The following is a 13,328-nucleotide window of genomic DNA, read 5'->3' as shown; positions in this document are numbered from 1 at the left end:
AACAGACCAATGAAAAAACTACTACTATTGAGTTTTGCGCTGGTATTCGTCGTGCTTCAACAGGCATTGGCGCAGGGCAGAACTGTTACGGGTACTGTGACTGACCAGTCGACTGGCCAAGGCCTTCCTGGTGTAGCAGTGCTTGTAAAGGGCACTAGCTCCGGTACGGCTACCGGTGCTGACGGTACTTATTCTATTAATGTGCCGGCAGACGGCAACACGCTCGTTTTCCGCTTCCTCGGCTACAGAACAGTAGAGCGTCCTATTGGGACAGCCGCTACTATTAATGTGGCACTTGAAATCGACCAGAGACAACTGGATGAAGTTGTAGTGGTTGGTTACGGTACACAGCAGAAAAAAGACGTTACCAGCTCTATCGCGCAGGTAAAAGGTGAGACAATTGCCAACCTGGCAACGCCATCTTTTGACCAGCAGCTGGCAGGTCGTGCTTCTGGTGTACAGATCACGCAGCCTTCAGGTATCCTGGGTGCGCCTCCAAAGATCAACATCCGCGGTGTAAACTCAATCTCTTCCAACACGCAGCCACTTATCGTAATCGATGGTGTACCTGCTACGTCTGGTAACCTGGGTGGATTTACGCCTTCTAACGCACTTGCTGACATCAACCCGAACGATATCGAGTCTTTCGAGATCCTGAAGGATGGTGCTGCTACAGCGGTTTACGGTTCACGTGCCTCTAACGGTGTAATTCTTATTACTACCAAGCGTGGTAAGTCAGGCCAGGCTAAGTTCTCTTATGATGGCTGGGCAGGTTCTGCCAAGGCAATCGAACTGCATGACCTGCTGAACGCACGTGAGTTCGTTGAAATCACAAACGAGAAATATGCAAACCTTGGTCAGACTTCTCCAGCTGCGCTGGGTGATGCCGACACTGACTGGAACGAGGAAGTATTCCGTAGAGCTTTCCAGCACAGCCATGCATTCTCTGCAAGCGGTGGTACTGACAAAACAAACTACTACTTCTCACTTGGTTACTCAAACCAGGAAGGTATCGGACGTGCGAACAGCCTGGAGCGTTATTCAGTTCGCACAAACCTGCAGACGAAAGTAACCAGCTTCCTTGATTTCGGTTTACAGGCCGGTTTGACCAATCAGATCAACTCTGGTCCGCTTACTGGCTCTAACAACCTGTCTGGTAACATCTTCGGTGTAATCCGTATGCACCCTAACGTACCGGTATTTAACCCGGAACACCCAACTGGTTACAACATCGACTTCCAGGAGCCTAGAGCACTTGGCCGCGGACCGAACGCTGGTATCATCGCCAACGGTATTCCAAACATCCGTTTCGTGTTGGATAACAACGTACGTAGAGCTACTACTTACCGCGGTCTGGGTAACGTATTCCTGGATTTCAAACTGATTGACAACCTGCGCTTCAGAACACAGCTTGGTGCTGACTTGACACTGGTTGACGACTTCCTGTTCAACGACCCACGTCATGGTGACGGTCAGGGTTCTGGCGGTGTCGTTTCTCAGGCTTACTCTCCACTTAAGTCATGGAACTGGCAGAACATCCTGAGCTATAACAAGTCATTCAACGAGGTGCACAACCTGGATGCGACGTTAGTACAGGAATACAACAAAACAAGATCTAGCTTCTTCCAGGCACAGGGTACTGGTCTTTCTGACCGTTTCTTCAACGAAAACCTGGTATCTGGTGCATTTGCTAACCAGTTTGCCTTCGGTGGTATCGGTGAGAATGGTCTTGCCTCTTACCTGGGCCGTTTCAACTATAACTATGCCAGCAAGTACTATATCGGTGCTTCTATGCGTGCTGACGGTCTTTCTAAGCTATCAGAAGATAACCGTTGGGGTTACTTCCCTGGCGTGTCTGCTGCCTGGAGAATCTCTGAAGAAGAATTCTTCAAGAACTCTTCTGCACTTAGCGTTATCTCTGACCTGAGACTGCGTGGTAGCTTTGCTGAAGTAGGAAACATCGGTATCCAAGGTAACTATCCATATTTGGGTTCATTCGGTGCTGCTCAGTACGGTACTTTCAACGGTATTGCCTTCAGCAACACTGGTAACCCTGACCTGCGTTGGGAAGCACAGAAGATCACCGACTTCGGTATCGACCTGGGCTTGTTCGACGGACGTCTGAATGTTGAATTGGCTTACTGGATGAAGAACAACTCTGACATCGTTCTTCAGGCTCCAACTCCTCCATCACTGGGTGTGCCTAACAACTATATCACGCGTAACATCGGCCGCGTTGATAACAACGGTATCGAAATTGGTATCTCTGGTACAATAATCGACAAGTCTAACTTCAGCTGGAACTCTAACTTCAACTTCTCTACACAGAATAACGAAGTGAAGTCACTGGTTGACGGTCAGGACATCGTGTACGAATACACGATCCACCGCGAAGGTGAGTCTATCAACTCTATCTACGGTTACCAGTACGAAGGTGTGAACACTGCAAACGGTAACCCAATCTACCGCAAAGGTGATGGCTCACTGGTACAGGGTAACATCTCTGGCAACGGTGGTTCTGCTGGTGTATACTACGGTTATGACCCGGCTAACCCAAGCGCACTGGGTGCACAGTCTTCTCTGTCATCTGCTGACAAAGTGATCCTAGGCAACACACTTCCTAAGTGGTTCGGTGGTTTTGATAACAACTTCAAACTGGGCAACTTCGATGCAAACGTATTCCTGCGTTTCTCTGGTGGCAACAAGATCATGAACCGTACGCGTCAGGACCTTTTGACAATGGCGTTTGAGAACAACGGTCGTGAGATCCTTGGCAGATGGCAGTCTCCTGAAAACCCAGGTGACGGACAGACTCCAAGACTGGCTGCTGGTGCTAACTACGGTAACTTCATCAACACAAACGGTGAGTCTTCTTCACGTTTCGTTGAGAGCGGCGACTTCCTGAAAGTGAGCAACCTGTCATTGGGTTACACACTGCCTAAGGCACTGTCTGAGCGCATCAGCGTTGACCGTCTGAGAATCTATGCTCAGGTACAGAACGCTTTCGTAATCTCTGATTACACAGGTCTTGATCCAGAAACTTACACTAACCTGAACAACAACAACCTTGGTGTAGACTGGAACGGTCAGCCACAGCAGCGTGTGTTCACAGTTGGTTTAAATCTTGGCTTCTAATTTCTTAATTCCCTTAAAATGAAAAATAGATCATTCATCAAAAATAAACTGAAGTTAGCGTTGCTCGCCCCTGCGGTGTGCTTCTCCCTGATGCTGACTTCGTGCGAGAAAGACGTAGTGGAGCTAGATCCATTTGACCGTCTGACTGAAGCAAGTGCCTTTACAACCCCTGAGCGTGTAGAGTTGGCTGTAGCCGGTGTGTATGACGCTGCTCAAAGTGGTTTCTATGCTGGTGGCGCTGTGCGTGGCTATCCGTTCGGTGCGGCTCACATAGAGCAAGGCGATAACCGTGGTGAGGACATGCTGAACCTGGAGGCGTTCTACGCCATCACGTACGGCTCTACTTACAACGCGGCCTCTGCGAACAACGTGTACCACTTTGAAACGCTTTACTCAGTAATCAACAAGGCAAACATTGTGATTGAGGGTGTTGATAAAGCAGTAGCAGATGGTCTGATCACAGCTGAAGTAGGCAATGCCTACAGCGCTGAGGCTCGCTTCCTGCGTGCACTTTCTAACCACGAACTACTTATTCACTTCGCTCGTCCTTACAACCACACAGCTGATGCTTCTCACCCTGGAGTTCCGATCAGAACAATTCCGGTGAACACACCAGCTCGTGTTGAGGAAGCAAGACAGCAGGGCCGTGACTCTGTAAGAGATGGTTATGCTGCCATCCTGGCGGACCTTGACTATGCTGAGACTAACCTGCCTGAAACTCGTGCAGCCGGAGGTAAAATCTCAAGAGCTACAAAAGGTGCTGCTATTGCGATGAAGTCTCGCGTTAAACTGCACATGCGTGACTGGCAAGGTGTAGTGACAGAGGGTAACAAACTGATCTCAGGTACTGAGTCTTTCACAAGCCCTATCGGTGGTTACGCTTTGACTGCTTCTGCTGATGGTCCTTGGGCCAACAACTCTGGCAACTCTGAGTCGATCTTCTCTTTCATGAACACGGCTAATGATAACGCCAGTGTGAACGGTTCATTGGGTCAGATGTACAATGCCCTTCCTGGAGGTCGTGCGCTGGTAGCAATTAGCCCACTTATCTGGAACGCCGAATTCTGGCCAGCAGATGACGACCGTCGTGATATCACAACGACGACTGCACGTGCTATCTTTAGCAGAAAGTACAGAGATGCTGGTACACAGTCTGACTGGTCGCCAATCATCCGTTATGCAGAGGTGCTGCTGAACGTAGCAGAGGCTGAGTCAAGACTTGGTAACAATGACAGAGCGCTTGCACTTCTGAACGCAGTTCGTGGCCGCTCAACTGACCAGACTTACACTGGCCTGACTGGCAATGCCCTGACACAGGCAATCGTGAACGAACGTCGTATTGAATTCGTGGCGGAAGGTATGCGCTGGAAAGACATCCACCGTCTGGCAAAAGAAGGTGTGTTCGGTCCGGCTGGTATACCTGCTAAGGTAGCCTCTACCTCAAACCACATCCCGCAATACAATGCAGGAAGCGGTACGATGCCTGCTACCACGATACCGTTCATTCCTTACGAGGACTTCCGTTTCATTTGGCCAATTCCGGTATCTGAAGTAGCATCTAACCCTGTGTTAGCTGCGCAGCAGAACCCTGGGTACTAAGCCATACGGATAGTATAGATTTAAAAAGCCCTGTCAGCGCAAGCTGGCAGGGCTTTTTGTTTTATTTTTGTCATTCAGATTTCTCTTGATGCTATGGCACTTCTACCTAACTACAGTGGCTATACCTTGGAGGCCGGTATAGACGAGGCCGGCCGCGGCTGTTTGGCAGGCCCTGTGGTGGCCGCTGCTGTTATACTGCCACCAGACTATAGCCATGCCCTATTGAACGATTCAAAGCAGCTCAGCCACAAGCAGAGGCTGCAGCTGCGGGTCGACATCGTGCGTGATGCGGTAGCCTGGGCGATTGGTGAGGCAAGCCCTGCGGAGATTGACCAGATCAACATTCTGCAGGCCACCTACCTGGCCATGCACCGGGCTATTGAGGGACTGGAACTGACGCCGGAGTACCTGATTGTGGACGGTAACAGGTTTAAGGCATACGGCGCACTGCGCCATACCTGTGTGGTAAAGGGGGATGGAAAGTATCTGTCTATTGCGGCAGCCTCGGTGTTGGCCAAAACGTATCGTGATGAGCTCATGTGCACACTGGCAAAGGAGCACAGCCATTATGGCTGGGAGCGCAATGCAGGCTACCCGACGAAGGAGCACCGTACTAGTATTGCGCAGTTTGGGGCTACGCAGTACCATCGGCAATCCTTTAGGTTGCTGTCAGAAGAGCAATTGATGCTGTTTCCTAAATAAGAGTAACAGGACCTCTATTTAAGTTTGATAAGGTCGAGAAACAGGGTGAAGTTATCGAGCGATGATGGGCTGGCTTCGAAGTTATCAAAGCTCATCGGCTTGACGATATAACCTGACACATTGAGCCGCTGAGCAGCCATACGATCCGTTTCTTCGTTCGAAGTGGTCATGATAAACACCGGAATGTGGCTGAATTCCGGCTCACGGCGCAGCTCGGTTAAAAACTCCAGACCATTCATGCGCGGCATGTTGATGTCGAGCAGAATCACACTGGGAGCAGGCGATATTTTGGGCACGCCACTTCCGCGCAGCATATCAAGTGCTTCACGACCATTGCGGGCCACATGGATTGGGTGCGTAATGCCTATTTTTTTAAGTTCACGTTCCACATTCATAATATCCAGGTAGTCATCTTCTACTAAAAGGATATTAACTTCTTTATTTATCATAGCGCTTGTCGAAATTCAATGATCAAAATTAATATAAATCTTTCAATTACGCCTGGTTTTTAGGCCAGGTAAAACTGAAAGTAGCCCCTTGGCCGGGGCTGGAGGCCACCCAGATGTTCCCTCCGTGTCGCTCTACGATCTTTTTTACTATAGCCAGTCCCACACCTGTACTTTCGACCGCGTCACGTTCCTGCAGTGTCTGGAAGATCACAAATATGCGCTCGTGGTACTCTGGGGCTATACCTGGACCATCGTCTGAAACCGAGAAGGTATAAAAGTTTTCTGCCTCCTGGCAAGTGATGTCGATATGCCCATCCTCCCGGTCATGGTACTTGATCGCATTGGAGATCAGGTTAAGAAAAACCTGATGCAAATGCACCCGCTCTGTGTATATTTCCGGCATTCCGGGACCGATGTTTATGGTAAACCCATTGGGTGCCGAAGCCATATCCGTAACCTCTGTTAAGAGTTGCCGGACATCCACCACTTCCTGCACGTAGCTGTTCCGGTCAACACGGGCAAGTGCCAGTATGCCGTTGATCAGGTTTTCCATGCGGTGTACCCGCACACGCATCATCAGTAGGTACTCTTTAATGTTATCAGGCAGATTCTGCCCCATGTCTTCTTCTACCCACCGCGAGGCAACCTCTATACCCCTTAAGGGCGCCTTCAGGTCATGCGACACCACATAGGCAAACTGGTCCAGCTCTTTGTTCTTGCGATCAAGCTCCGAAAAGGTCTCGTCAATCGTGGCTGACATCCTGTTCAGGGAGTGAGACAGCTGGCTGAGTTCGTCCTTGGAAGTATCTATGATCTGGGTCTGGTAATCTCCTTTTGAGATCTTCTCGGCCAGTGTCACCATTTTCATGATACGGTTAGAGATGATCCGGGTGATGTACCATGCCCACCCGAGACCCAGTAACACCGATAATATGGTAAGAACGGTGGATACTTGCCTTGTAGTATTGATACTGGTGTTCAGCCGGTCATTTCTTTCCCCACGCAGAGTATACTCATGCGAGTTGAACACGCGGAAGTCACTTCGGATGGTGTCCATCAATACTTTTTCGCCCAGCACCAGTGTATCGAGTTTCATGTCGAAGGCCCGTGTGGAGACTTCCAGTGTGTCGCTTCTTTTCATCTCGATAAGCGGCTCTGCATATTGCGTTATCCAGTCATCATGCGTCCTGATGATTTTATCCAGTTTCTGCTTCTGGCTCTCAGAAGCGGTATAATTCCGTACATCTTCCCGAAGCCTGGTCAGTAGTCTTTTCGCTTCGTGATAAGGCTCCAGAAATACTTCGTTCCCGTTGAGCAGGTAGCCGCGCAAACCCGATTCCATGTCGATGATGTTGCGTTGCAGCGAAGCAGAGTTTCGGACCACGATCTGAGAGCGTGTTACCCAGCGCATGTTTTCGATCACATCCTCCGACAACCTGAAGTTTACGATGGCAACAGTGGTGAAAAGCAGTGAAATCAGGACAAACCCGATAAACAGCTTGGTTGATAGCTTCATGGACTATTATCTGATTAGCGCCAGACTGAGCTTTTGGTTAGACAGATGATATCCTGCTAAATTAGCAAAAATGGAGCGAAGCAAAATAAAGCGCCAGGCAAAACGGGTGGTCAGGCTTGGCAAAGTCAGATTAAAATCAGGCACACTTTTCCTGCGTGCGAAGGTGAAATAAGAAGTAGATGGCATGTTCCTTTTGGCTAAAAAAGTGACGGCTTGGTTTACGTGCCGGATCAGACAAGGTTATGCACATACGGATGTGGAAAAACGGTTGCAGGCGATCAGTGACAGGTAGGTTTCCTGATTAATAGCTTTTGGGCTATATAAATCCTGTTCCTACATAAAATTTCGGAAGCGGTTTTATTTTACTTAATTTTGGGCATCTACTTTATTAGCAATCAAATCTGATATGGAACTGAAGAAAATAGCTTTGAATGATGTGCACGAGTCGCTGGGTGCGAAGATGGTGCCTTTTGCAGGGTATAACATGCCTGTGCGTTACTCGTCTGATCTGGAAGAGCACAACACTGTGCGCAATGGCGTAGGTATATTCGACGTGTCGCACATGGGCGAATTCCTGGTTAAAGGCCCCGAGGCACTTGACCTGATCCAGCGCATCACTTCAAACGACGCTTCTAAACTGACCCCGGGCAAGATCCAGTACTCTTGCTTCCCGAACGAGGATGGCGGCATCGTGGACGACCTGCTGGTGTACTGCATGGCCGAGAACGAGTACATGCTGGTGGTGAACGCCTCTAACATCGAGAAGGACTGGGCCTGGGTGAGTAAGTACAACACCAAGGGCGCGGAACTTGAGAACATTTCAGATAAGATGTCGCTGTTTGCCGTGCAGGGACCCAAGACAGTAGAGGCACTGCAATCGCTTACGTCTGTAGACTTGGGCAGCATGGTATACTATACCTTTGAGAAAGGTGAATTTGCCGGTGTGCCCGATGTTATACTCTCTGCCACAGGCTATACTGGCTCTGGTGGATTTGAGATTTATGTAAAGAATGAGGATGCCGAGAAGGTGTTCCATGCGATCATGGAAGCTGGTAAAGAGCAGGGCATCAAGCCGATTGGTCTGGGCGCCCGCGACACGCTGCGCCTCGAGATGGGCTTCTGCCTCTACGGCAACGACATAAACGACACGACTTCGCCATTAGAGGCTGGTCTGGGCTGGATCACCAAGTTTGACAAGGAATTTGTAAATTCAGAAAACCTGAAGGAGCAGAAAGCGGCCGGTGTCAGCAAAAAGCTGGTGGGTTTTGAGATGCTGGAGAAAGCTATACCTAGAGCGCATTACGAGATCGTGAACGCAGAGGGCGAGCAGATCGGTGAAGTAACCTCAGGTACCATGTCGCCATCATTGGGCAAAGGCATAGGGATGGGTTATGTGCAGACCGAGTACAGCAAGCCAGGCACTGAGGTATTCGTTCGCGTTCGCAACAAGGACATGAAAGGCCAGATCGTAAAGCTACCATTTGTAAAGAAATAACAATTAAACAATGCCGAGTATAGATGTGTGCTACAGCCCGGAGCTGTTGCACTTGTACGAACTGGAGGGGAAGGCAGTGGTGGCTGTGGATATTCTGCGTGCTACCTCTACGATGGTAACGGCCTTTGCACATGGCGCCACTGATATTATACCTGTGATGCAGCTCGAGGAGTGCCGTGCTTATGCCGAGCAAGGCTGCCTGACCGCAGCGGAGCGAAATGGCATCAAAGCCGAAGGCTTTGACCTGGGTAACTCGCCTTTTGCTTACATGAATGGGCAAGTGAAGGACCGAACCGTGGCCATTACGACTACAAACGGCACCCGTGCCATCCGCATGTCAGAAGCAGCGCAGGAAATCATAGTAGGGGCTTTCCTGAACCTGGAGGCTGTGGCGCAGCACCTGCGCGAACTGCAGTTGGATGTGCTGGTGGTATGTGCCGGCTGGAAAGGCAAGTTCAACCTCGAAGACACACTGTATGCCGGAGCCCTTGCCGAGCGCCTGCAGGGTGAGTTTGAGTTTGAGAACGACGCCACACTGGCTTCGCTATACCTGTACCACGCCGCTAAGGATGATATGGTCACGTTCCTGCGTCAGTCCTCTCACGTGCGCCGCCTCGAAAATCTCGAGATCCACAAGGACATCGAATTCTGCCTCCAGCACGACACCTACAACGTGTTGCCGGTATGGAAAAGGGATAGGTTGGTAAACCTGAAAGAGTTTGAGAGTTTGGGAGTTTAGGAGTTGGGGAGTTTAAGAAATCAGAAGTACTCTATCCGGAAAATTAAAATCCATAAAAACAGAGCAGGAACCATCTTAATGGGGTACCTGCTCTGTTTTTATTTTAACTCTTTCCTTTATCACTCTTAAACTCCCCAACTCCTAAACTTACTTCAGTTTCTCGTTCTGCCTGTGTCTTTCGCTATCGCGGGATGTTTTCTTCTCCAGGTTTTTGCGAAGGGCTTCGGTGAGGTCGATGCCTGTCTGGTTGGCGATGCAGATGAGCACAAAAAGCACGTCAGCCAGTTCGTCGGAAAGCTGCTTGCCTTCATCGCTTTTCTTAAAAGACTGCTCGCCGTACTGCCGTGACATGATGCGGGCTACTTCACCTACCTCTTCTGTAAGGATAGCCATATTGGTCAGTTCGTTGAAATAGCGAACACCGTTTTCCTTGATCCAGTTGTCAACGATGGTTTGGGCTTCTGCGATGGTCATAAAGCGTTCTCTGTAGATTTAAATTATTCCCGATTTTTGGAGTCGATTGTGATGGTAACCGGACCGTCGTTGAGCAGGGCTACTTTCATGTCGGCACCGAACTCGCCGGTCTGTACTTTTTTACCCAAAGCCTCTTCAAGCATTACTACAAATCGCTCGTACAGAGGTATAGCTACTGCAGGAGGAGCGGCCTGGATGTAAGAGGGGCGGTTGCCTTTTTTGGTGAGCGCATAGAGGGTAAACTGGCTGATCACAAGCAGGTCGCCCTGCACATCCTGCACACTCAGATTCATTTTGTCATCGGTGTCGCTGAAGATGCGAAGCTGCACCACCTTGTTGGCAATCCATTTCAGATCTTCTTCGGTGTCGTCGTTGGTGAAACCTGCCAGCAGCAGCAGACCAAGGCCAATTTCGCCTTTTACCTGATTGTCGATGGTAACGGAAGCTTGGGTAACGCGTTGGATGACGATGCGCATGGGGTATACCTTTGGTTCAGCATCAAAGGTAAGGTTTCTGAATCACTTATGCCCTGGGCGGTTTTTGTTAATCAACATAGCCCTCATACCTGATCCGGTTCACTTTGCCGTTTTTCAGGAAGAAGCGCAGCGAGATAGGAGCACCCTCCACGGAGGTAGCTACAATTTCGGAATTAGTCTGCAGGATGCGCACGTCGAAGTTTTTGAGCTTGGTCATCAGCTCCGGCTGGCTCATACCTACCTTCATGTTGTTGCGCAGGGCAATGCCCGCATTGCGGATGTCGGCTACCTGCAGCAGCAGGTCACCGGTTTGAGTAGGGGCGTAGAGCTCGATCACCGATTCACCAAAGCGGATGGTATAGATCGTGTCCGTAATGGCCGGACGGTGTATGTTCTCCACCGGGTCGGCATCGAGTGTGAAGTCGGTGCTGATGCGGGCGAAGTAGGCGTCCAGCTTCTTGCTCTGGCGGTAGTCTGACAGAAATGGGTTGCCCAGAAAATCAATCGTAGCCGCGGGTCCGCCCGTGGACCGTCTGGCCAGCATGGTGTCGGGCTCTATGTGCTGCGGGTTCCGCTCCTGTGGTTCGTCCGAGTGCTCGTCGTGCGTGCCTTCAGTGCTGCAGGCACCCGCCGTGGTCGTGATCAGCAACAGCAGAACCAGCAGGCGTACAGAGAGGCTGTACCTGTGTCGTAGGCTGAGGCTGATAAGATGTAACATGGTGTAGATTAAAAAGCGGGCAAGCAAATTATACTTTACATACGAGAACTGACGTTCTTAAAGTTTTCACTAATTGGAAATTTATTCTGTAGCTTCTGCGGGCTAGAAAGTATAATTTTGCGCAAATATCATTATTTATGTCATTACAACAAATAGCTTTGGTCACTTGTCAGAGCTTAGGCGATTATACTGCCAATGCCGATAGCGAAGATGAGCGTCTGTACCGTTATTTAGCCGAAAAAGGCCATAAAATTTCTTTTCAGGTATGGGATGATGAGCAGGTGGACTGGACCGCTTTCGACGCCATTATCATCAAATCGCCCTGGGATTACTTCGATAAAATAAACGCCTTCTATACCTGGCTTGATAAGCTGGAAGCAATGGGTTGCCCGGTACTCAACCCCGTGAGGACACTGCGATGGAACGCAGACAAACAGTACTTTAAAGATATGCAGGCGCAAGGTGTTAAGATTGTGCCAACCGTATGGCTGGAGCAGGGTAGTACCTTCGATGCAGACAGCGTCTTCACTGCGATCGGGCGTGACAAAATCATTGTGAAGCCGCGGGTAAGCGGTGCCGCCAAGAACACCCTGGCCATTAGCAGAGAAGAGGTTGGCGCTTACACGGATCGTGTCAATGCCCTGCTACAGCATGAGCCATTCCTGGCACAGCCCTTTCTTGAGGAGATCAGAACACAGGGTGAGTGGTCCTTCCTTTTCTTTAACGGCAGGTATAGCCATGCCGTGCTCAAAACAGCCAAGTCAGGTGACTTCCGGGTACAGCACTTCTTCGGTGGCAGCGTGCATACGCCAACGCCCCCGGCAGGTATGCTGCAAACCGCCACCACCATCGTGGAGCAGTTTGCACATGACTGCCTGTACGCCCGCGTAGACGGAGTGGAGCTGAACGGCGAACTCGTGCTGATGGAACTCGAACTGATCGAGCCTTTCCTGTTCCTGAGTACCAGCGAAGGTGCTTTGGATCGCTACTACCAGGCCTTGCAGCAATTGCTGGAGCAACCTGTGGAGGGTAAAGCCTAAACCCTGCTGTGGAATACCAGCACTGGCAGGGGCGCATGCAGCACCATCTTTTTGGCCAGACTGGGGTTAAACAGCGACTCAAACGTACTGCGCTCCTGTGTGGTGAGAGCAAGCAGGTCGATGCTTTCGCTGCGGGCAAAGTCCTGCAGGGATTGTGCTACATCGTCGCCTTCGAGTAGGGCATAGCGGATGTCACTTTCAGGGGCTTGTTGCAGGTTTTGCTGCAGTTGCAGCAACTTTTCGCGGTCTTCTTCCGGATCGTCTGAAATGTGCACACAGTAGATCATGGGCTGCAGGTGGCTGAACAACTGCCGGATGCGGTCCATGTCGCTAACATCTGTCTTGCCGAAGTTTGTGGCGTAGAGGATACGGCTGGGTATAGCGCCCTCATAGTGGTTGGGTATTGTCAGGATGGGTACATTGGTTTCCTCCATCACCTTGGTGGACACTGTGCCGAATACAGCACGGCCAATGCTGGACTCGCCTTTCGTGCTCATCACCACCAGTGCGGGCCGGAAGCGTTCTGCCTGTTCCAGTATTTCTTCTTCCGGAAGACCGTGTATAAAAGCCCGCTCCATTTGCAGGTTGCTACCCAGGCTGCGCACTTTCGGGAGTAGCTCCTGGTACAGTTCTTCAAGCTGTTCCTGTGCCTCCAGTTCATTACGATGCAACACGCGTTCTGCAATTTGATCAGATGGGCTGAGACCAGCGGCGCTGGCAGGTACGGGATCGCCATCGGCCAGGTAATCCTGGAAGCAGTGCAGCAACAGGAGCTTAGCTCCAGGCACGCCGGCGGCAAGCTGCAGAGCGTAGTGGCAGGCTTTGGTAGAGCCCTCCGAAAAATCAACGGGTATAAGAATGCGATACATAGATGGCTGTGATGGGTTGGCCCATATATACGCACGCGCTGGTACCGGGTATACCTGCCATGGCCAAAATTGGATAAATCTGGATGTTTTATGTAAGGAATAGCACTGTAGCAGTT

General features: G+C 50.4%; 13 protein-coding genes. 6 read left to right on the top strand and 7 right to left on the bottom strand.

All coding sequences use genetic code 11. The features are described 5' to 3' along the window. Positions 1–9: 9 nt before the first annotated feature. From BW972_RS01100 to BW972_RS01090, 3 genes are all read left to right on the top strand, one after another. Complete coding sequence (locus tag BW972_RS01100; protein WP_040574225.1) at positions 10–3,135, top strand: SusC/RagA family TonB-linked outer membrane protein; 3,126 nt, start codon at positions 10–12, stop codon at positions 3,133–3,135. A gap of 18 nt (positions 3,136–3,153) precedes the next feature. After that, positions 3,154–4,734, top strand: coding sequence for a RagB/SusD family nutrient uptake outer membrane protein (locus tag BW972_RS01095; RefSeq protein WP_076420507.1), 1,581 nt, complete (start codon positions 3,154–3,156; stop codon positions 4,732–4,734). A 93-nt stretch (positions 4,735–4,827) separates the two neighbouring features. After that, positions 4,828–5,436: a ribonuclease HII gene (locus tag BW972_RS01090; protein ID WP_076420505.1), complete on the top strand. Its 609-nt coding sequence runs from the start codon at positions 4,828–4,830 to the stop codon at positions 5,434–5,436. A 14-nt stretch (positions 5,437–5,450) separates the two neighbouring features. Here BW972_RS01090 and BW972_RS01085 read toward each other — a convergent pair whose 3' ends face one another. Genes BW972_RS01085 through BW972_RS19690 form a run of 3 tightly spaced genes read right to left on the bottom strand, consistent with a single transcriptional unit; the run spans position 5,451 to position 7,587 of the window. Continuing rightward, positions 5,451–5,885, bottom strand: a complete 435-nt coding sequence (locus BW972_RS01085; protein ID WP_076420503.1) for a response regulator — start codon at positions 5,883–5,885, stop codon at positions 5,451–5,453. 46 nt (positions 5,886–5,931) lie between these two features. Continuing rightward, positions 5,932–7,401 (bottom strand): sensor histidine kinase, encoded by a 1,470-nt coding sequence (locus BW972_RS01080; RefSeq protein WP_076420501.1) that lies wholly within the window; start codon positions 7,399–7,401, stop codon positions 5,932–5,934. Between the two features lie 6 nt (positions 7,402–7,407). After that, complete coding sequence (locus BW972_RS19690) at positions 7,408–7,587, bottom strand: hypothetical protein (protein WP_143731787.1); 180 nt, start codon at positions 7,585–7,587, stop codon at positions 7,408–7,410. Between the two features lie 220 nt (positions 7,588–7,807). On the opposite strand from BW972_RS19690, the gene gcvT reads away from it, so the two are divergent. Both gcvT and BW972_RS01070 read left to right on the top strand, forming a co-directional pair. Next, on the top strand, positions 7,808–8,896 hold the full coding sequence (gene gcvT / locus BW972_RS01075) for a glycine cleavage system aminomethyltransferase GcvT (protein ID WP_076420499.1): 1,089 nt from the start codon (positions 7,808–7,810) through the stop codon (positions 8,894–8,896). 10 nt (positions 8,897–8,906) lie between these two features. Beyond that, positions 8,907–9,635 carry a 2-phosphosulfolactate phosphatase gene (locus BW972_RS01070; protein ID WP_076420497.1) on the top strand — a complete coding sequence of 243 codons (729 nt, stop codon included), beginning with the start codon at positions 8,907–8,909 and terminating at the stop codon, positions 9,633–9,635. Positions 9,636–9,782: 147 nt separating this feature from the next. Here the strand turns inward: BW972_RS01070 and BW972_RS01065 are convergent, their stop codons facing one another. From BW972_RS01065 to BW972_RS01055, 3 genes are all read right to left on the bottom strand, one after another. Next, positions 9,783–10,109, bottom strand: coding sequence for a nucleotide pyrophosphohydrolase (locus BW972_RS01065; protein ID WP_076420495.1), 327 nt, complete (start codon positions 10,107–10,109; stop codon positions 9,783–9,785). Positions 10,110–10,132: 23 nt separating this feature from the next. Continuing rightward, the gene (gene dtd / locus BW972_RS01060; protein WP_076420493.1) at positions 10,133–10,585 is read right to left on the bottom strand and encodes a D-aminoacyl-tRNA deacylase; all 453 of its coding nucleotides are present in this window, start codon (positions 10,583–10,585) and stop codon (positions 10,133–10,135) included. Between the two features lie 67 nt (positions 10,586–10,652). Then, entirely contained in the window at positions 10,653–11,303 is a 651-nt protein-coding gene (locus BW972_RS01055) for a hypothetical protein (RefSeq protein WP_076420491.1), read from the bottom strand. Positions 11,304–11,440: 137 nt separating this feature from the next. Here BW972_RS01055 and BW972_RS01050 point away from each other — a divergent pair, with 137 nt between their 5' ends. Then, the gene (locus BW972_RS01050; protein WP_076420489.1) at positions 11,441–12,343 is read left to right on the top strand and encodes an ATP-grasp domain-containing protein; all 903 of its coding nucleotides are present in this window, start codon (positions 11,441–11,443) and stop codon (positions 12,341–12,343) included. Here BW972_RS01050 and BW972_RS01045 read toward each other — a convergent pair. Further along, positions 12,340–13,212 carry a universal stress protein gene (locus BW972_RS01045; RefSeq protein WP_007657019.1) on the bottom strand — a complete coding sequence of 291 codons (873 nt, stop codon included), beginning with the start codon at positions 13,210–13,212 and terminating at the stop codon, positions 12,340–12,342. The two genes, BW972_RS01050 and BW972_RS01045, sit on opposite strands and share 4 nt — an antisense overlap. Between the last annotated feature and the right edge of the window lie 116 nt (positions 13,213–13,328).

Origin of the sequence: Pontibacter lucknowensis, assembly GCF_900156415.1 — a bacterium.
GTDB lineage: Bacteria > Bacteroidota > Bacteroidia > Cytophagales > Hymenobacteraceae > Pontibacter > Pontibacter lucknowensis.
The sequence above is the reverse complement of the archived record's forward strand: the minus strand, read 5'-3'. Positions and strand labels throughout refer to the sequence as shown.

What these genes read in the sequence shown, in the direction of transcription:
- BW972_RS01090 (WP_076420505.1), top strand. Translation starts at nt 4,828, where the DNA reads ATGGCACTTCTACCTAACTACAGTGGCTATACCTTGGAGGCCGGTATA.
- BW972_RS01080 (WP_076420501.1), bottom strand. Translation starts at nt 7,401, where the DNA reads ATGAAGCTATCAACCAAGCTGTTTATCGGGTTTGTCCTGATTTCACTG.
- gcvT (WP_076420499.1), top strand. Translation starts at nt 7,808, where the DNA reads ATGGAACTGAAGAAAATAGCTTTGAATGATGTGCACGAGTCGCTGGGT.
- BW972_RS01065 (WP_076420495.1), bottom strand. Translation starts at nt 10,109, where the DNA reads ATGACCATCGCAGAAGCCCAAACCATCGTTGACAACTGGATCAAGGAA.
- BW972_RS01095 (WP_076420507.1), top strand. Translation starts at nt 3,154, where the DNA reads ATGAAAAATAGATCATTCATCAAAAATAAACTGAAGTTAGCGTTGCTC.
- BW972_RS19690 (WP_143731787.1), bottom strand. Translation starts at nt 7,587, where the DNA reads ATGCCATCTACTTCTTATTTCACCTTCGCACGCAGGAAAAGTGTGCCT.
- BW972_RS01070 (WP_076420497.1), top strand. Translation starts at nt 8,907, where the DNA reads ATGCCGAGTATAGATGTGTGCTACAGCCCGGAGCTGTTGCACTTGTAC.
- BW972_RS01100 (WP_040574225.1), top strand. Translation starts at nt 10, where the DNA reads ATGAAAAAACTACTACTATTGAGTTTTGCGCTGGTATTCGTCGTGCTT.
- dtd (WP_076420493.1), bottom strand. Translation starts at nt 10,585, where the DNA reads ATGCGCATCGTCATCCAACGCGTTACCCAAGCTTCCGTTACCATCGAC.
- BW972_RS01055 (WP_076420491.1), bottom strand. Translation starts at nt 11,303, where the DNA reads ATGTTACATCTTATCAGCCTCAGCCTACGACACAGGTACAGCCTCTCT.
- BW972_RS01045 (WP_007657019.1), bottom strand. Translation starts at nt 13,212, where the DNA reads ATGTATCGCATTCTTATACCCGTTGATTTTTCGGAGGGCTCTACCAAA.
- BW972_RS01085 (WP_076420503.1), bottom strand. Translation starts at nt 5,885, where the DNA reads ATGATAAATAAAGAAGTTAATATCCTTTTAGTAGAAGATGACTACCTG.
- BW972_RS01050 (WP_076420489.1), top strand. Translation starts at nt 11,441, where the DNA reads ATGTCATTACAACAAATAGCTTTGGTCACTTGTCAGAGCTTAGGCGAT.